Here is a 16,552-nt window from a genome sequence, read left to right on the forward strand (position 1 = left end):
GCTCCGTACTACTCGTCGCCAAAGCTGATGCCCAGGAGCTTGGCCTCGCGCACGAGGTCGCAGTTGGGGTCAACGTACTTGAGCTTGCCGGCCACGTCCTCGAGGGGCACGCGGCACATCTTGCCGCCGACCTTCGCGATCATGTAGCCGTACTTGCCCTCGAGGCAACCGCGCGCCGCCTCCACGCCGCACTGCGTTGCAAAGATGCGGTCCTGGGAATCTGGCTGGCCGCCGCGCTGGGTGTGGCCGGGCACTGCCACGCGGACCTCGCGGTCGGTCCTGCGGGCAATCTCCTCAGCGATGTCGTAGGCCACGGAGGGCTTCACGCGCTGCGCGACGAGCTTCTTGTAGTCCTTCTTCTTCATCGCCGCCTCCTCCTTGGAGATGGCGCCCTCGGCGCAGACGATGATCGCAAAGCGACCGCCGTTCTCCTCGCGCCTGTCGATGGCCTTGACCACGTTGTCCATGTCGTAGGGGATCTCGGGGATGAGAATGACGTCGGCGCCACCGGCCACGCCCGCGTAGAGGGGGATCCAACCGACCTTGTGGCCCATGATCTCGATGACGAAGACGCGACCGTGGGAGCTTGCGGTGGTGTGGATGTCGTCGATGCAGCGGGTGGCCACGTCGGTTGCCGAGGTGAAGCCAAAGGTGATGTCGGTGCCCCAGGTGTCGTTGTCGATGGTCTTGGGGAGCGCGATCACGTGCAGGCCCTCCTGCGAGAGGCGGTTTGCCGTCTTGGTGGACCCGTTGCCGCCCAGCACGAAGAGGCAGTCGAGCTTGAGGTTCTTGTAGGTGCGCTTCATGGCGGGGACCTTCACGGTGCCATCGGCCTCGGGGACGTCAAGCAGCTTGAAGGGGGTGCGGCTGGTGCCCAGGACGGTGCCGCCCTGCGAGAGCAGGCCGGAGAAGTCGCCGGGCGTCATCTGGATGTAGCGGTTGTGGATGAGGCCCTGGTAGCCGTCGAGGAAGCCGTAGATCTCGACGTCCTGCTTGGTGTTGTGCATGACGGTCTTGACGATTGCGCGCATGGTCGCGTTGAGCGCCTGGCAGTCGCCACCGCTGGTGAGAAGGCCAATCCTCAGCATGTTTCATCCTCTCCTGTGGTCCGTCGCCCCTGACGGACGCCTGAGGAGAGTTTGGCACAAGTTGGAGCAGCTGGTGGGGCCGGCCGTCAGCGGGTGCCGGCCCGGCGCAGGCGTTGGCCTTGCGTGGGGCCGGCTGGGTGAAGCCATGGTCATAGCGAGAGGAACAGCTGGTGGACCCTGAGGTCTGGGTCAAGCTCGGGATGGAAGGCGAAGCCGAGCTGAGTGCCCTGCCGCACGGCCACCACGTTTCCATCCACGCGCGCCAGGACCTGGACGCCCGCACCCGCATCCACCACGCGGGGCGCGCGGATGAAGGTCAGGGGCACCTCTCGGCCAACGCCTGCGACGTCTGCCGTCGCATGGAAGCTCCCGAGCTGGCGTCCGTAGGCGTTGCGTTCGACGGTCACGTCCATCGTGGCCAGGCGCGGCGTGCCCTTGTCGTCATGCGCGGCAAGGCGCTGCGCCAGGAGGATGAGCCCGGCGCAGGTGGCAAGCACGGGCATACCATCCTCGATGCGCTCGCGCAGGGGCTCGAGCATGCCCAGCTCCTCGAGGAGGCGACCCTGGACCGTGGACTCGCCACCCGGAAGCACCAGCCGGTCGAACGAACGGGCAAGGTCATCGGGGCCACGCAGCTCGAAGGCCTTCTCGCCAAGCTCCGCAAGGCGTGCCTCGTGCTCGGCGAAGGCTCCCTGCAGGGCGAGAACCGCGGTCGCCATTACTTGCCCCTCTCGGCCATGAGCAGGTCTATCTCGTCCTTGTTGATGCCAACCATGGCCTCGCCGAGGTCCTCGGAGAGGGCGGCCACCTTCTCGGGGTCGTCAAAGTTGGTGACGGCGCCAACGATGGCGCGGGCGCGCTTGGCTGGGTCGCCGCTCTTGAAGATGCCCGAGCCCACGAAGACACCCTCGGCGCCCAGCTGCATCATGAGCGCGGCGTCCGCGGGGGTGGCAACGCCGCCTGCGGCAAAGTTGACCACCGGGAGGCGGCCGCTGTCGTGCACGGAGCGCACGAGTTCGACCGGTACCTGCAGGCGCTTCGCCTCCTCGAAGAGCTCGTCGTCGCGCAGGCTCACCACGTGGCGGATCTGCGCGTTGATGAGGCGCATGTGGCTCACGGCCTGAACCACGTCACCCGTGCCCGGCTCGCCCTTGGTGCGAATCATCGACGCGCCCTCGGCGATGCGGCGAAGTGCCTCGCTCAGGTTGCGCGCGCCGCAGACGAAGGGCACCGCGAACTGGGTCTTGTCGATGTGGTAGACGTCGTCGGCGGGGGAGAGGACCTCTGACTCGTCGATGTAGTCGATGTCGATGGCCTGGAGCACCTGCGCCTCCACAAAGTGGCCGATGCGGCACTTGGCCATGACGGGGATGGAGACCGCGGCCTGGATGCCCTTGATCATGTGGGGGTCGCTCATGCGGCTCACGCCGCCCGCCGCGCGGATGTCCGCCGGGATGCGCTCGAGCGCCATGACGGCGCACGCGCCAGCCTCCTCGGCAATGCGTGCCTGCCCAGGGGTGGTGACGTCCATGATGACGCCACCCTTGAGCATCTGGGCCAGCTCGCGGTTGAGCTTTGCGCGCTCCGGTCCGGGCGCCGGTGTGGTGGTCTTCTCGTCCTGTGCCATTGTCGTCCTCCTCGTTCTGGCGTGTTCGTGTGGCTACGTAGGGTAGGCTCAATATGGTCATAGTGAAATGCCCAGAACGTGATAGGTTGATAGGGCCAAAATAAGGCCAGTGTTACCGTTTCGATAAGGCCAGAGGTCGAGAGGATGGTTGCATGCGAGGCATTGACCTCACCGGGCGAGGGGAGCTTCCCCTCTACGAGTACCTCTACCGGTGCATTCGTGACCAGGTTGTGACGGGCGAGATTGCAGCGGAGGAGCGGCTGCCCTCGCGGCGCACCCTCGCGGAGCGCCTGGGGGTGAGCGTGGTCACCGTGGAGGGGGCCTATGCGCAGCTGGTTGCCGAGGGGTATGTGGTCGCCCGGTCACGTCGCGGCTACTACGCCGCAAGCCTGCCCTCGCTGCCCAATGTGGCCGCGACGATGCCCGTGGTTGCTGCCTCTGCGCACACCGCAAAGGCGGGGTGGGAAGATAAACGCGCCGCAGGTAGCGTGCCGTATGACCTCACGCGCGGAGCCAACGTGGCCTCGCCGGGGGCGGCCCGGCTCTGGGAGCGGGCGCTGCGCGATGTCATCTCGCACGAGCCGGACGACGTCCTCTATCGCACGCCGCCTGCTCGCGGCGTGATGCGCCTCCGCGAGGCGATAGCCGACCACCTCGCGCGCTCGCGGGGGATGTCGGTGGACCCAGAGCTGGTGGTCGTGGGTGCCGGTGCGCAGGCGCTCTATGGGCTTGTCGCGCAGCTCCTGCGCGAGGGTGGGCCCGTGGGAGTCGAGGACCCTGGCTACGCCCGTGCGAGCGAGACCTACCGAGCACATGGGCTTGACGTGCGCTACCTGCCACTCGACGCCGAGGGCATTTCGGTGCGGGCCCTGCGTGGGTCTTGCGCTGCCGTTGCCCACGTGATGCCGTCGCACCAGTTTCCCACTGGTCGCGTGATGAGCGTCGCGCGTCGCTACGAACTTCTGGGATGGGCTGCCGAGAAGGACCGGCGCTACCTCGTCGAGGACGACTACGACTGCGAGCTGCGGCTTGCCGGCCGTCCCATCCCGGCGCTCGCGAGCATCGACGCCACGGGCAGCGTTCTCTACCTCAACACCTTCTCGAAGAGCCTGTCGTCCGCGCTGCGCATTGCGTACCTGGTGCTGCCGGCATCGCTCGACACCATGTTTGACGATCGGCTGGGGTTTCTCTCCTCAACCGTGCCCGCGATCGACCAGGTCGCCCTTGCCCATGCGCTCGAGTCCGGCGCGTACGAGAGGCACGTCGCCCGCTATCGCCGCGGGATGCGAGAGGTGCGCGACGCGCTGGTCGAGGGGATCCTCGATGGTCCGGCGAGTGGACGCGTGCGCGTCGAGGAGGCAGACTCCGGCATTCACCTCGTGCTTGCGGTCGAGGACGACGGCCGAGGGGAGCGAGGGATCGCCGCCGCGGCGCGCGCGGAGGGAGTGGGGCTGGCTCCGCTCTCCTCGTTCGCACACGTCCCGGAGCATGCGGCGGCAGGCGATGGCCGCGCCAGGTTCGTTGTGCAGTACGACGGGCTCTCGGTCGAGGACGCCCGCGCCGCCGCCAGCGCGCTTGGCTCCGTGCTATAGGCCGAGCTTGTCTCTTACCTGCGGGAACGGCAGCACGCTGGGCTGCCCCAGGGTGTGCTCGCCCAGGTCGCGCTCCATCCATACCGTGTCGTACCAGCGGCCAAACTTGTAGCCGCACTTGGGGAAGCGACCAATCTCGCGGTAGCCGAGCCGCGTGTGGAAGGTGACGCTTCCGTTGTCGAGGTGGGTGTCCGGCGTGCTAGTGGTGGCGATGCAGGCATAGAGGTTGAGAACGCCCTGCGCAGCGAGCGTGCGCTCAAGCTCCCGGTAGAGCGCCGAGCCAGCGCCGTGCCCGCGCTTCTCGCGCGCAACGTAGATGGAGGTCTCAACGCACCAGGCATATGCGGCGCGGCCGTAGTAGGGGCTTGCGTAGGCGTAGCCCACCGCCACGCCCGAAGGGTCGCGCGCCACCAGCCAGGGATGCGTGGAAGTGATTCGCTCGATGCGCGAGGACATCTCGCGTGCGCCGGGTGCCTCGTACTCAAAGGTGATGGCGGTGTCTTGCACGTAAGGGGCGTAGATGATGGCAATGTCTGCGGCATCTGTGCTGGTGGCAACCGTAATGCGGAGCTCTTCCATGGGTTCCTCCTCCTGGTGTTAGAGCCAACTATAACGATGGAGGGCAGTGAGGGCTTGCGACGGTTGGGGCCCACGTGGGCCCGCTGCGCAAAAAGGCGATGTCGGACGGAGATTGAAGCTCCGCTGCACAAAAAGGGGATATCGAACGGTCCCTTTCGGCTGCTGACATTAAGAATTCAACTAAAATTGTAAAGATATGAATATATGTAGCTAATATATGCATAAATTTGCAAATATAATTAAAAAATTGATGTTGCAATCCCGAAGGCACCGTTCGATAGAGCTTTTTTATGCAGCAATCGCGATTTCTCCGTCCGATAGAGCACTTTTATGCAGTCAACGGACCTCGAGTCCCTGAGTGCGCATGTCGGTCGCTGAGTACGCCCCTCTGCCACCTCTTTGGCCGACGCTCCCCTGTGATAAAGTGCGCTCACGGACGCTTGCCCCGCTTGGGGTGGCGGCTGGGTGACAATGGGTGCACGCGCCGGAGGTTCGGCCGGCGCAGATTGGCTCGAAAGGCGGTATGGCATGGCAGACGAGCACGACGGCACGGCGGCTACCGGCAACGCGGAGGCGGCGGAAGTTACGCACCTCCCGCACGAGAAGCTCGAGGAGATGCAGCTTGAGGGAGTGCGCCGCACGTTGGTCAACTGCTACGAGCATATCCCGTTCTATAAGCGCTCCTTCGACGAGGCGGGCTTTGACCCCTATCACCTGGCCTCTCTCGATGACCTTGCCAACGCGCCCTTTGTGACCAAGCAGGACCTGCGCGACGCGGCCCCCTACGGCATGCTTGCCGTGCCCCTCTCTGACGTTCGAGAGATCCACATGTCGTCTGGCACCACGGGCGTGGCCACGCTTGGCGCCTACACCCAGCATGACCTTGACTTCTGGGCAGACTGCTTCGCGCGCGGCATTCGCTACGCGGGTGGCGGCACCAACGACGTTGTGCAGGTTGCCTACGGCTACGGCCTCTTCACGGGCGGCCTTGGCGCCCACTACGGCGCCCTCGCCTCTGGCGCAACGGTGATTCCCACCTCTGCCGGCAACACCGAGCGTCAGATTCGCATCCTGCGCGAGATGGGCACCACGATCCTCTGCTGCACGCCCAGCTACGCCATGCACATCGCAGACACGGCGCTGGAGATGGGCCTTGACCCCTCGCGCGACTTCCACCTCAAGGCGGGAATCCACGGCGCCGAGCCCTTCTCGGACAACTTCCGTGCCGAGCTCGAGCGCAAGCTCAACTACAAGGTGCTCGACATCTACGGCCTTACCGAGACCATGGGTCCGGGCGTGGCCTGCGAATGCCTCGAGCAGGACGGCCTTCACCTGGCAGAGGACCACTTCTTTGCCGAGATTATCGACCCGGCCACCGGCAAGCGCCTGCCCGACGGCGAGTGGGGCGAGCTTGTCCTTACCACGCTCGATCGCGAGGCATCGCCCGTCGTGCGCTACCGCACGCGCGACATCACGCGCATCCTGCCTGGCGAGTGCCCCTGCGGCTGCACACACAAGCGCATCGACCGCCTGCATGGCCGCACCGATGACATGCTCATCATCCGCGGCGTGAACGTCTTCCCGTCGCAGATCGAGGACGTCATGAAGACCTTCGATCAGGTCTCCAGCTGGTACCAGATCGAGGTTGGCACAGACGAGCGCTCGCTGGATGTGGTCACGCTTAAGGCCGAGGCGAACCCCGACTTCGACTTCGACCAGACCGGCGCAATCGAGTCCCTGCAGCGTCAGATCTCCGCGCGCCTCAAGACCGACCTCTCCGTTGGCATCAAGGTTCGCATCGTCGAGCCCAAGTCCATCTCGCGCAGCACCGGCAAGGCAAAGCGCGTCATCGACACGAGGAAGGGGATTAAGTGATGATCAAGCAGATTTCGGTCTTTCTTGAGAACGACAAGGGCCGTCTGGCCGCGCTCTGCCGCTGCTTGGCGGACGCGGGCGTCAACATGAGCGCCCTCTCGATTGCCGATACCCCGGAGTACGGCCTGGTACGCATCGTATGCAATGAGGCCGACAAGGCCAAGGCGGCGCTCGACGCGGCCGGCTACCGTGCTCGCGTGACCAAGGTCACGGCCGTGGCAGTGCCAAACCGCCCCGGCGGCCTGGCCGAGCTCCTCGAGACGCTGGACAACGCAGACATCTCGGTGGAGTACGGGTATTGCTTCTCGCACCAGGACGGCAATGCGATCTTTGCCCTCAAGGTGACGGACCCGGCGCAGGCGGCCGAGGCAGTCTTTGCCATCGAGCGAGCCGGCTTCCAGATTCTGGAGGAGGGCGAGCTGGACTAGCTTGGGTCCCGGACGTCGTCCTTCTCGCGCTTGGCGGCCTTGTCGCCGGAGAGCGCCGTATGTTGCAATTTCATTCAAAACAGGCCCTCCGGAGACAATTTGTCTCCGGAGGGCCTTTGGTGTTGCGTTGTGCCTCATTTTGGGACTTTTGGCGACGTGCGGAATACCACGTTCCGCCGCGATGCCCTACAGGCGCTCGAAGAGCGATGCGCTTCCCGTGCAGTCGTCGTCGATTGTGGCGGGCAGCGCCGGGACCATGGCCTCGATGAGTTTGCGCAGCAGGTGGAGGTTCTCGTTGAAGACGCGCAGCACGTCATCGTTGGTGACGGCGGCGTACTTGCCCAGGCCGGAGTCGTAGTCGGTGACCAGGCTCACGTTCACGTAGTGCATGCCCAGCTCGCGCGCAAGCCACGCCTCGGGGTACTGCGTCATGTTTACCACCGACCAGCCCATATTCTGGAACCACTCGCTCTCTGCGGTGGTCGAGAAGCGCGGTCCCTGGACGGTGACCACTGTGCCGCCGTCGTGCACGGGAATGCCCAGCTCGCGGCACTTTTCGACGGCCACCTTGCGCATGGTCTCACAGTAGGGGTGAGCGGCGGAGAGGTGCTGCACGCCCAGGCCTAGGTCATGCGTGAAGAACGTGTCGGCGCGGCCCTTGGTCCTGTCCACAAACTGGTCGCAGATCACAAAGTCGCCGGGATGGATGTCAAGCGAGAGGGACCCCACCGAGCACGGCCCAATGACCTGCTTCACGCCCAGCTCGCGCATGCCCCAGAGGTTGGCACGGTAGTTGACCTCGCCGGGGGCGAAGGTGTGCTTGTGGCCGTGGCGGGGGAGAAACGCGACCTTGCGACCGCCGATGGTCCCCACGGTGTAGACGTCGGAGGGCTGGCCCCAACGGGTGTCGAGGGAGACCTCCTCGTAGTCGCCCTCGAAGAGGCTGTAGAAGCCGGACCCGCCAAAGATGCCGATTTCTGCCTGCGGAAGCTCTGCCATGCGTGACTCCTTTCGAATGCGGTGCATATGCCCTCGTACATTGTAGAGTGGCGTCTCTGCTCCGTCACGCGGCACCGCATCAAAGCCAATCGATACAAGCTCTATATGGGAAGGTACATCAAAATGTATTTTACCTATCCATTGGCCAATCCTACTATCAAGACTGAAAGGCGGCGCGCCCCATGGCGTGCTGCACAGGGACCGCAACAGGTGTTGCCGTCCAACCGCATGTCGTTATAGGAGGCAACAATGGTTCTCGGAATGGGTGTTCCCGAGCTTCTCGTCATCCTTTTGGTAGCCCTGATCATCTTTGGGCCCAAGAACCTTCCCAAGCTCGGTTCCGCTATCGGCAAGACCGTCAAGAACGTGCGCGAGGGCATGGAGGAGGGCAGTGACGACAAGGACGTCGCCAAGGCCGAGAAGTCCAGCGCCTCCGAGAACGTCGAGGAGGTTGTCGCCGATCCCGATGACGCCGATGCCGAGGTTGATTCAAGCGCCAAGTAACTCTGATTCCCATTTCCCCAGGCCGGACGGCCTCCTTCCTCCGCCCGGCCAGTTCCTATCCCAGATCGCCGAGAAGAGCCAAGCATCTCTGCGCAAGCGGTGACATGTAACGGTCTGCCTTCCAGACCACCGCCTGCCGGGTTGACAAGCCCTTCTCGGCGATCACCTTTATGAAGCAATCGCCCGTGTCGGTGACGGGGAGCAGCGTCTCGGGCACGAGGGCAACGCCCATTCCGCCCCGTGCCCAGGTGCAGGCCGTGCGCTCGTCGTCTACCGTGCAGCTCACGGCAAGCTCTGCCTTCGCCTCATCGAATGTGGCCCGCACCTGCTCCTCAAGGCGGCGCACGAGCACCACCGGCACGCCCGAGAGCTGAGCGCAGGTGACCTCCATCTCCGCGCCCACCTCAAGCGCGGGCGGCATGATGGCAAGCATGCGCTCCGTCTTGGCGTAGCGGCAGCGCAGACCGGCGCTCGCGAACGGCGTGCGCACCACGCCGATGTCCACCACGCCGCCCTCGAGCATCTCGAGCACCTGGGGCGTGTCTCCCTCGCGCAGCTCCACCGAGACGTTGGGTGTGGATGCAAGCTCTATGAGCCTCGAGCCCGGCACCGATCCCGCGCACGAGGCATCGACCCCAAGCGTGAGCACGCCGGTCATGCCCTTGCCCACGCCCTCGACGTCGCGCTTTGTTGCCTGTGTGAGCGCGAGGATGCGTGTTGCCCGCTCGTAGAGGAGCTTGCCCGCATCCGTGAGCGTGGCCGAGCGCGGCCCCCTGCGCACGAGCGTGGTTCCCAGCTCGCGCTCCAGCTGTGCCAGCTCATACGAGAGCGGTGGCTGCGAGATGTGCAGGCGCCGCGCGGCCGCCGTGATCTGATGCTCCTCGGCTATGGCGACGAAGTACTCCAACTGCTTGAGATTCACGCGTGCCTCCTGCGACGTCTGCGTGCGCACGGCTGCCCAGCGTGACGGCGGCGTGCGAACAAGTCATACGAGAATTGTATGGCGTTACCCTAGAACATGCACGCACAAGATGGATGCCCAAGGCATAGCTACGTACCCATGGGTAGAATGTGGGCACAGAGGCCGCCGGACGCATGCGCCGGCACACACGGAGGGTGAGGTCCACATGGCCCGCAACAGCGACAACTACCCCAGCTACGAGGTCCCCGGTGAGGACTTCGACCCAAAGCGCGAGGTAGAGGAGGCAATCGACGCGGGCGAGAAGGCCCTTGCGTGCCTCAATCGGGCGTCCAAGTGCCTTGACAGCGCGTCGGGGTGGGGCATGCTCGACATCTTTGGCGGTGGCCTCATCACTGGCCTGGCCAAGCACCACCGCATCGACGAGGCGCAGGATGCCCTGCGAGAGGCGCAGTCGTCCCTCGCGGTGTTCTCGCGCGAGCTCTCGGACGTTCGCGAGTTCTCTGGCCTCAAGGTGGACATTGGCCGTGGCTGGACCTTCGCGGACTTCTTCTTTGACGGTGCCATCTCAGACATCGTGGTGCAGAGCAAGATCGAGGACGCGCGCAGTCGTGTGGACCATGCGCGTGACACCGTACGAGATGCCCTCGCGCGTCTGGAGAAGCTCCGCTAGGCGTCTTTGCACACCGAAAACGTGGCACTTACGCTGGGCTAACGTCTTGTTCAAACAAGTTGTAGACGTTATGTGCAGTTAACGATGAAGCAACATATCGCTCCTGCATGGCGGGTACCGTATTCACCAGGAACACCGCTAGGAAAGGAGGACTCCATGAAGATCAAGAACCTGAGCAGGCTCCAGAAGAAGGTCCTTGACGCCTGCATGGACGGCTGGTTCATGAGCGGCGAGTACACCGCCATGTTCGACAACCACCGTCGCAGCTTCGAGGCCGATAGCCCCCTGTGGCTCTACCGCGATATTGAGCGCTGGTATGGAAGCCATGCCGCCAACCACGGGGATTCCCACCTGCTCGTCAAGTGCACCAGGGTCGATTAGGGGCAATACGCCCCGGCACCCCGGTGCCGTCCGGGGAAATGACAAAGTGCACGTTGGCAAGCGGGACCCCACGGGGTCTTTTTTGTTAGTCTTCGGGGAGTAGCGCCCGCGCGCCGCCCCCGTTTTACCTTTGGGGCAGCCTGGAATCCCTAGGAGGAACCCATGCCCCTCTCGCTCAACTCTTCTCTTGATGGCCTTAGGCTCTCTGGCATCAGACGCTTCTCGGCACTTGCCGCGCAAACTCCAGGGTGCGTCTCGCTCACGTTGGGCGAGCCAGGCGAGGACACCCCACCCAACGTATGCGCCAAGGTGGGGGAGGACCTCCACCGCGGCCTCACGCACTATCCGCCCAACAACGGCTTTGCATGGCTTCGCGAGGCCATCTGCGCGTGGGAAGCCGAGCGCGGCGTGCGTCTTGCGCCGGAAAACGTCATTGTGACCGACGGCGCAACGGAGGCACTCTTCTGCGCTATCACGACGCTTCTCAACCCCGGTGACGAGGTCATCATCCCCACGCCGGCGTTTCTCCTCTATGACTCCCTTGTGAGGCTGGCGCGCGGTGTGCCCGTGCCGCTCGACACCACTGCGAGCAACTTCCAGCTGGATTCGCGCGCGCTTGCGCAGGCGATCACGCCCCGTACCAAGGCGATTGTGATTACTTCGCCCAACAACCCCACGGGGTGTGTGCTCGACCGTGGCAGCATGGATGCCGTTGCCGAGGCGGTGCGTACGCGCGACCTCTACGTGATCTGCGATGACGTCTATGGCGAGCTTTGCTACGAGCCCGGCTACCGGCGCTTCTCGGCCCTCTATCCCGAGCTTGCGGATAGGGCCATCGTTGCGAACAGCTTCTCGAAGCCTTGGGCCATGACCGGTTGGCGCCTTGGCTGGGTGGGCGCGGGAGAGAAGGTCGCTGCCGCCATGGCAAAGGTGCACCAATACGCAGTCTCGTCGGTGCCCGCTTTCATGCAGCATGCCGCCATGGAGGCGCTGGCCACAAGCACAGCTCCCATGCGCGCCTCCTACCAGGCAAGACGTGACTTTACGGTGGAGGCGCTCGACCGTATGGGGCTTTCCGTCGTCACGCCCCAGGGCGCGTTCTACGCGTTTCCCAGCATAGAGGGACTGGGCCTCGCAAGCGAGGAGTTCTGCGAGCGCGCCATCCGCGAGGCGGGCGTGGCGCTGGTGCCAGGCTCGTGTTTTGGCGGCGAGGGCCACGTGCGCCTGAGCTATGCCGCTGACGAGAAGACCCTGGCTACCGGCCTTGAGCGCCTGGCCGGCTTTGTGGGGGCGCTCCGAGGGTAGCGCTGCGGTAGCCGTACCCGCTGCCGGCCGTGGGCCCAGGCGCTACTCGTCCTCCACCACGTGCGCCATCATGAGCAGCAGGGCCACCGCGACGCCCTGCTCGAGCGAGTCCTTGCGGATCCACTCGTCGCGCGTGTGGGGGAGGCCACCCGTGATGGTGCCCACGCACACCGCCGGCACGCCAAGCGAGAGCGGCACGTTAGCGTCGGTCGAGGAGCTCACGTGGCGGGCGCGCACGCCGAGGACCGCCTGGATGGCATCGTCGCAACGACGCGTGAGGCGCCGCTCGGCGGTCTCGTTCACGTTGCCGGTGGCCGGACGGCGGCCTATCACGTCGATTCGCACCTCCATGTCGTCGCGGGCGTCCGCCCGGGCAACGAGGTCGCGGAGCTTCTCGTCCATCTCTTGCAGGCACGGCTCGCTCGTGGAACGAAACTCGCAGAGGCACGAGGCCTCGCTCGCGATGCTGTTGACCGTGGTGCCACCCTCGATGAGCCCCACGTTGCAGGTGGTGCGGGCCTCGGTTGGGCGCGGCAGGTCGTACATTGCGCACACCACGCGCGAGAGCCGCTCGATGGCGTTGGGGACGCCCCAGTTCTTCCAGCTGTGGCCGCCCTGCGTGTGCACGCTGATGCGGTAGCGCATCGACCCCACTGCCTCGGTGACCACCTCGGGGAAGTGTGCGTCGAGCGCGGTGAGTTCGGTCACGGGGGCTGTGGCTTCGCGCATGAGCTGCTTGGTGCCCTTGAGGTTGCCCAGTCCCTCCTCGCCGGAGTTCGCCACCACCACAACGCAGGTGTCGAGCTTGGGGCGGTGCTTGAGGAACCACTTTGTGGCCATGAGCAGCGTCACCAGGCAGGCCGTGTCGTCGCCGATGCCCGGGGCGTACATGTTCTCCTCGTCCTCGGTGAGTGGCAGCTCGCCCGTGTCGGGAAAGACGACGTCGGTGTGGGCGGAGAAGACCGCGCGGCCTGGCTCGGAACGGTCGCCCAGGATGCAGACAACGTTATGCGCCTCGTCCACGGTGACGTCGGTTGCGCCCTGCTCGCGGAGCCAGGTTGCTACAAACCAGGCGCGGCGTCCCTCGTCACCCGTGGGGGCGCCAATACGCCCGAGCGCGCGCAGAAGCTCGAGCGACTCCTCGCGCACCTCTCGCGCAAACTCCAGTGCTGTGTAGGTCTCCCTTGGGTTCATGAGGTCCTCCAGAGCGCGGCGCGCCGCCGCGTAGCGTGCGTGTTGCCCCTAGCATACTCCCCCGTCGTCGCCCTGCCGATCTCCTATCGGCCGTTGAGCTGTCTACCACATCGTGAAGAAGTTTTTCTCCGTTGGTGTTCCGCTCGACCTTGCGCCGGCGCGGCGCGGATGCTAGCGTTGTCCGCACGATAGAGGAGCGGGCACGATGGTCCTGGAGGAGCCGGCGGGCAAGGATTCCGGGAGAGGCGATGCCCGCCGAACTTCCGCGTCAGGCATGGCGCGGCGGTGGGCTCGGCGGGAACACCGCCGGGACTGTCCGTGGAGAAGATCCGCGGGAGCGCTATCCCCGGCCACGCGGCGCTGCTGCGTGGTCCCCGGCGGCGCCCCTGCGGCGCGTCTGGGGGAGCAATGGGGGAAAAGCTACCGTTCGTCACAAGAGACCAGCTCGAGCGTGCCGCCGCGCAGTGGCCCACGCCCTTCCACGTCTATAGCGAGAAGCTCATCCGCGAGCGTGTGCGCGCCTTGAAGGCGGCGTTCTCGTGGAACCCCAGCTTCACCGAGTACTTTGCCGTGAAGGCGACACCCAACCCCACGATCGTCTCGATTCTGGCCGAGGAGGGCTGCGGCTGCGACTGCGCAACCGCCACGGAGCTCACGCTTGCCAGCGCCTGCGGCGTGCGAGGCGAGCGCATCATGCTCTCCTCCAACGACACACCCGACGAGGACTACCGCCGCGCGCGCGACCTAGGCGCCATCATCAACCTGGACTCGCTCGACATGGTGGACTGCCTGTCGCGCGCGTTGGACGGAAAGTTGCCCGCCATGGTCTGCCTGCGCGTGAACCCGGGAGGCAACTTCACGGCCTCAAACGGCATCATCGGCGAGCCCGAGGACTCCAAGTTTGGCATGACCGTCGACCAGGTCATGGAGGCGGCGCGCAGGCTTTCCGCCATGGGCGTTACCGAGTTTGGCCTCCATGCGTTTCTTGCCTCAAACACGCAGGTGGAGGACTACTACCCGCGCCTCGCGCGCGTGCTCTTCGAGCTGGCCGTGCGACTTTCGCGCGAGCTTGACGTGCACGTGCGGCTGGTTGACCTCTCCGGCGGCATTGGCATCGACTACCGACCCGAGGATGTTCCCGTGGACATCGCTGCCGTGGGCGAGGGCGTGCGCCGCGTGTACGAGGAGGTTCTCGTGCCTGCGGGTATGGGTGACGTGGCCCTTGCCGCCGAGCTTGGCCGCTGGATGCTGGCGCCTGCGGGCGGCCTTGTGACCCGTGTGATCCACGAGAAGGTCACCTACCACGACTACCTGGGCGTCGACGCCTGCGCCTCCAACCTCATGCGCCCGGCGGTCTACGGCGCCTACCACCACATCACCGTGATGGGTCACGAGGGCGAGCCCGCAACCAGGCGCTACAACGTGGTGGGCAGGCTCTGCGAGAACTCCGACCAGTTTGCGCGCGACCGTATGCTGCCCGAGGTCCACATCGGTGACCTGCTCTTCATTCACGACGCTGGCGCCCACGGGCACTCCATGGGCTACAACTACAACGGCACGCTCCGCTCGGCGGAGCTGCTGTTGCGCGAGGATGGCTCGTTCGAGCTCATTCGGCGCGCCGAGACGCCCGCAGACTACTTTGCAACACTTGACTTTCCGGGCTCGCGCTTCTCGGCGCTTGTCCACCCAGAGGGCTAGGACACACGTAGGGTTACACGCAGGGCGCCCGCGGGGCGCACACGAGAGGGGACGCACAATGGACATGCAGGGACTTACCGGTTCTGTCGTGGCGCTGGTCACGCCGTTTCTGGAGGACGGCTCCATCGACTATGGGTCGCTGGAGCGCCTGGTCGACTTCCACCTCGAGAACGGGACCGACGGCATCCTGGTCTTGGGGACCACGGGCGAGTCTTCCACGATGACCGACGAGGAGGACCTTGAGGTAGCCAAGACCGTCATCGACCGCGTGGCTGGCCGTATCCCCGTCATTGGCGGCGCGGGCTCCAACTCCACGGCGGAGTCGCTCCGCAAGGCAAAGGCGCTGGAGAAGCTTGGCGCCGACGGCCTTCTCCTCATTACGCCCTACTACAACAAATCCAACGAGGAGGGCATCTACCGCCACTTCACGACGGTCCTCGACCAGGTGGACGTGCCGTGCCTGCTCTACAACATCCCCGGTCGCACGGGTTGCTCCATCTCGGAGAGAAACGTCGCACGCCTGGCCACGCACCCCAACGCGTGGGGCATCAAGGAGGCTTCGGGCAACATCTCCTACGCGACGATGGTTGCGCGCTACCTCTCGGATGACTTCCGCATGATGAGCGGCAACGACGATATGGTGGTGCCCATCCTCTCGTTGGGCGGCGTGGGCGTGGTCTCGGTGTGGGCAGACGTCGCGCCGCGCACCGTGCACGACATGTGCGAGAAGTGGCTTTCCGGCGACACCAAGGGCGCGCTTAAGGTGCAGCTGGACAACCTCGACCTGGTGCATGCGCTCTTTGGCGAGGTCAACCCCATTCCCGTGAAGGCCGCGCTCGCCAAGATGGGGCTCATTGGCCCTACCGTGCGCCTGCCGCTCTGGCAACTCTCGCCCGAGGCGGACGCGCGTCTGGAGGCTGCCATGAAGGGGGCTGGTCTTCTTGGCTAGCGTGCTGGTGGTTGGCGCCAAGGGGCGCATGGGGACGCTCCTTCGGGCAGCCGTCGAGGCGGATGCGGATCTCTCGCTTGCGGGCGGCTACGACGCAGACAACATCTCTGAGTTTGACTCCGTTGCCCCAGCGGTAGACCTCGTTATCGATTTCTCGGCGCCCGCGTCGATTTCCCACGTGGAGGCCTACGTGCGTCGCACGCGCGCCGCGCTGCTCTCGGGCACCACGGGCCTCTCGGCGGAGGACCTCTCGCGCATCGAGGCACTGGGCAAGGTGGCACCCGTCATATGGAGCGGTAACTACTCGCTGGGCGTGGCGGTGCTCCGCCATCTGGCGAGAGAGGCCGCGGCCTCGCTTCCCGGCTGGGACACCGAGATCGTCGAGTGCCACCACAGCCGAAAGGCAGACGCCCCCTCCGGTACGGCAAAGATGCTGCTCGAGGCCGTGGATCCCACGGGTGAGAGGAGCGTTGCCTACGGGCGCGAGGGCATTGTGGGGCCGCGCCCGGCGGGCGAGATTGGCATGCACAGCCTGCGCGGCGGCACCGTGGCGGGAACGCACGAGGTGCTCTTCTTTGGCGAGGACGAGGAGGTCGTGCTCACGCACCGCGCGACGAGCCGTCAGATCTTCGTGAACGGCGCCATTGCCGCGGCCAAGCGCCTGCTGGCGCGCGAGCCCGGCTTCTACGACTTCGACACGCTCATGTTTGGATAGCCTGTAGAAACGAAAACCGCCAGGTC

17 protein-coding genes and 1 riboswitch are annotated in these 16,552 nt (G+C 65.3%); of the genes, 10 read left to right on the top strand and 7 right to left on the bottom strand.

Annotated elements, in window-relative coordinates:
- Positions 1–8: 8 nt before the first annotated feature.
- The 3 genes from NVS32_RS06940 to pdxS form a co-directional block, all read right to left on the bottom strand.
- A complete protein-coding gene (locus NVS32_RS06940) occupies positions 9–1,088 on the bottom strand; it encodes a 6-phosphofructokinase (RefSeq protein WP_258499167.1) in 1,080 nt (359 codons plus the stop codon).
- 149 nt (positions 1,089–1,237) lie between these two features.
- On the bottom strand, positions 1,238–1,807 hold the full coding sequence (gene pdxT, locus NVS32_RS06945; RefSeq protein ID WP_258499168.1) for a pyridoxal 5'-phosphate synthase glutaminase subunit PdxT: 570 nt from the start codon (positions 1,805–1,807) through the stop codon (positions 1,238–1,240).
- Positions 1,807–2,715 carry a pyridoxal 5'-phosphate synthase lyase subunit PdxS gene (pdxS, locus tag NVS32_RS06950; protein WP_258499169.1) on the bottom strand — a complete coding sequence of 303 codons (909 nt, stop codon included), beginning with the start codon at positions 2,713–2,715 and terminating at the stop codon, positions 1,807–1,809. The genes pdxT and pdxS overlap by 1 nt, the downstream gene beginning before the upstream one ends.
- Before the next feature lie 152 nt (positions 2,716–2,867).
- Between pdxS and pdxR the strand changes: the two genes are divergently transcribed.
- On the top strand, positions 2,868–4,307 hold the full coding sequence (gene pdxR, locus NVS32_RS06955) for a MocR-like pyridoxine biosynthesis transcription factor PdxR (protein WP_258499170.1): 1,440 nt from the start codon (positions 2,868–2,870) through the stop codon (positions 4,305–4,307).
- Here pdxR and NVS32_RS06960 read toward each other — a convergent pair.
- Positions 4,302–4,886 (bottom strand): GNAT family N-acetyltransferase, encoded by a 585-nt coding sequence (locus tag NVS32_RS06960; RefSeq protein ID WP_258499171.1) that lies wholly within the window; start codon positions 4,884–4,886, stop codon positions 4,302–4,304. The genes pdxR and NVS32_RS06960 overlap by 6 nt on opposite strands.
- Before the next feature lie 528 nt (positions 4,887–5,414).
- Here NVS32_RS06960 and NVS32_RS06965 point away from each other — a divergent pair.
- Both NVS32_RS06965 and NVS32_RS06970 read left to right on the top strand, forming a co-directional pair.
- On the top strand, positions 5,415–6,761 hold the full coding sequence (locus NVS32_RS06965) for a phenylacetate--CoA ligase family protein (protein ID WP_258499172.1): 1,347 nt from the start codon (positions 5,415–5,417) through the stop codon (positions 6,759–6,761).
- Positions 6,761–7,189 carry an ACT domain-containing protein gene (locus tag NVS32_RS06970; protein ID WP_258499173.1) on the top strand — a complete coding sequence of 143 codons (429 nt, stop codon included), beginning with the start codon at positions 6,761–6,763 and terminating at the stop codon, positions 7,187–7,189. Before NVS32_RS06965 ends, NVS32_RS06970 begins: the two co-directional genes overlap by 1 nt.
- A 186-nt stretch (positions 7,190–7,375) precedes the next feature.
- On the opposite strand, the gene NVS32_RS06975 is transcribed toward NVS32_RS06970, so the two are convergent.
- Positions 7,376–8,188, bottom strand: a complete 813-nt coding sequence (locus NVS32_RS06975; RefSeq protein ID WP_258499174.1) for an S-methyl-5'-thioadenosine phosphorylase — start codon at positions 8,186–8,188, stop codon at positions 7,376–7,378.
- A 249-nt stretch (positions 8,189–8,437) separates the two neighbouring features.
- Here NVS32_RS06975 and tatA point away from each other — a divergent pair, with 249 nt between their 5' ends.
- Positions 8,438–8,692, top strand: coding sequence for a twin-arginine translocase TatA/TatE family subunit (tatA, locus tag NVS32_RS06980; RefSeq protein ID WP_258499175.1), 255 nt, complete (start codon positions 8,438–8,440; stop codon positions 8,690–8,692).
- A 55-nt stretch (positions 8,693–8,747) separates the two neighbouring features.
- Here tatA and NVS32_RS06985 read toward each other — a convergent pair whose 3' ends face one another.
- Positions 8,748–9,614, bottom strand: a complete 867-nt coding sequence (locus NVS32_RS06985; RefSeq protein ID WP_258499176.1) for a LysR family transcriptional regulator — start codon at positions 9,612–9,614, stop codon at positions 8,748–8,750.
- Positions 9,615–9,819: 205 nt separating this feature from the next.
- Between NVS32_RS06985 and NVS32_RS06990 the strand changes: the two genes are divergently transcribed.
- The 3 genes from NVS32_RS06990 (at position 9,820) to NVS32_RS07000 (ending at position 11,970) form a co-directional block, all read left to right on the top strand.
- Entirely contained in the window at positions 9,820–10,284 is a 465-nt protein-coding gene (locus tag NVS32_RS06990) for a hypothetical protein (protein ID WP_258499177.1), read from the top strand.
- A 156-nt stretch (positions 10,285–10,440) separates the two neighbouring features.
- Positions 10,441–10,665, top strand: coding sequence for a hypothetical protein (locus tag NVS32_RS06995; RefSeq protein WP_059054749.1), 225 nt, complete (start codon positions 10,441–10,443; stop codon positions 10,663–10,665).
- Between the two features lie 162 nt (positions 10,666–10,827).
- Positions 10,828–11,970: a pyridoxal phosphate-dependent aminotransferase gene (locus NVS32_RS07000; RefSeq protein WP_258499178.1), complete on the top strand. Its 1,143-nt coding sequence runs from the start codon at positions 10,828–10,830 to the stop codon at positions 11,968–11,970.
- Between the two features lie 42 nt (positions 11,971–12,012).
- Here the strand turns inward: NVS32_RS07000 and NVS32_RS07005 are convergent, their stop codons facing one another.
- Positions 12,013–13,164, bottom strand: coding sequence for a M20 family metallopeptidase (locus NVS32_RS07005; RefSeq protein WP_258499179.1), 1,152 nt, complete (start codon positions 13,162–13,164; stop codon positions 12,013–12,015).
- A 181-nt stretch (positions 13,165–13,345) separates the two neighbouring features.
- A riboswitch (Lysine riboswitch) is annotated at positions 13,346–13,515 on the top strand.
- Positions 13,516–13,572: 57 nt separating this feature from the next.
- Between NVS32_RS07005 and NVS32_RS07010 the strand changes: the two genes are divergently transcribed.
- From NVS32_RS07010 to dapB, 3 genes are read left to right on the top strand one after another with little or no spacing between them, the layout of a single operon-like run.
- Positions 13,573–14,862 (top strand): diaminopimelate decarboxylase, encoded by a 1,290-nt coding sequence (locus NVS32_RS07010; protein ID WP_258499180.1) that lies wholly within the window; start codon positions 13,573–13,575, stop codon positions 14,860–14,862.
- A gap of 58 nt (positions 14,863–14,920) precedes the next feature.
- Entirely contained in the window at positions 14,921–15,811 is an 891-nt protein-coding gene (dapA, locus tag NVS32_RS07015) for a 4-hydroxy-tetrahydrodipicolinate synthase (protein ID WP_258499181.1), read from the top strand.
- 1 nt (position 15,812) lies between these two features.
- Complete coding sequence (gene dapB, locus NVS32_RS07020) at positions 15,813–16,526, top strand: 4-hydroxy-tetrahydrodipicolinate reductase (protein WP_258499273.1); 714 nt, start codon at positions 15,813–15,815, stop codon at positions 16,524–16,526.
- Positions 16,527–16,552: the final 26 nt, after the last annotated feature.

The sequence above is a fragment of the Tractidigestivibacter montrealensis genome (assembly GCF_024741235.1).
GTDB classification, from domain to species: domain Bacteria; phylum Actinomycetota; class Coriobacteriia; order Coriobacteriales; family Atopobiaceae; genus Tractidigestivibacter; species Tractidigestivibacter montrealensis.

Bases quoted from the DNA above. Each gene is read 5' to 3' on its own strand.
- NVS32_RS07010 (WP_258499180.1), top strand. From the start codon at position 13,573: ATGGGGGAAAAGCTACCGTTCGTCACAAGAGACCAGCTCGAGCGTGCC.
- pdxS (WP_258499169.1), bottom strand. From the start codon at position 2,715: ATGGCACAGGACGAGAAGACCACCACACCGGCGCCCGGACCGGAGCGC.
- NVS32_RS07000 (WP_258499178.1), top strand. From the start codon at position 10,828: ATGCCCCTCTCGCTCAACTCTTCTCTTGATGGCCTTAGGCTCTCTGGC.
- tatA (WP_258499175.1), top strand. From the start codon at position 8,438: ATGGTTCTCGGAATGGGTGTTCCCGAGCTTCTCGTCATCCTTTTGGTA.
- pdxR (WP_258499170.1), top strand. From the start codon at position 2,868: ATGCGAGGCATTGACCTCACCGGGCGAGGGGAGCTTCCCCTCTACGAG.
- NVS32_RS06995 (WP_059054749.1), top strand. From the start codon at position 10,441: ATGAAGATCAAGAACCTGAGCAGGCTCCAGAAGAAGGTCCTTGACGCC.
- NVS32_RS06970 (WP_258499173.1), top strand. From the start codon at position 6,761: ATGATCAAGCAGATTTCGGTCTTTCTTGAGAACGACAAGGGCCGTCTG.
- NVS32_RS06975 (WP_258499174.1), bottom strand. From the start codon at position 8,188: ATGGCAGAGCTTCCGCAGGCAGAAATCGGCATCTTTGGCGGGTCCGGC.
- pdxT (WP_258499168.1), bottom strand. From the start codon at position 1,807: ATGGCGACCGCGGTTCTCGCCCTGCAGGGAGCCTTCGCCGAGCACGAG.
- NVS32_RS06990 (WP_258499177.1), top strand. From the start codon at position 9,820: ATGGCCCGCAACAGCGACAACTACCCCAGCTACGAGGTCCCCGGTGAG.
- NVS32_RS06965 (WP_258499172.1), top strand. From the start codon at position 5,415: ATGGCAGACGAGCACGACGGCACGGCGGCTACCGGCAACGCGGAGGCG.
- NVS32_RS06960 (WP_258499171.1), bottom strand. From the start codon at position 4,886: ATGGAAGAGCTCCGCATTACGGTTGCCACCAGCACAGATGCCGCAGAC.
- dapA (WP_258499181.1), top strand. From the start codon at position 14,921: ATGGACATGCAGGGACTTACCGGTTCTGTCGTGGCGCTGGTCACGCCG.
- NVS32_RS07005 (WP_258499179.1), bottom strand. From the start codon at position 13,164: ATGAACCCAAGGGAGACCTACACAGCACTGGAGTTTGCGCGAGAGGTG.
- NVS32_RS06940 (WP_258499167.1), bottom strand. From the start codon at position 1,088: ATGCTGAGGATTGGCCTTCTCACCAGCGGTGGCGACTGCCAGGCGCTC.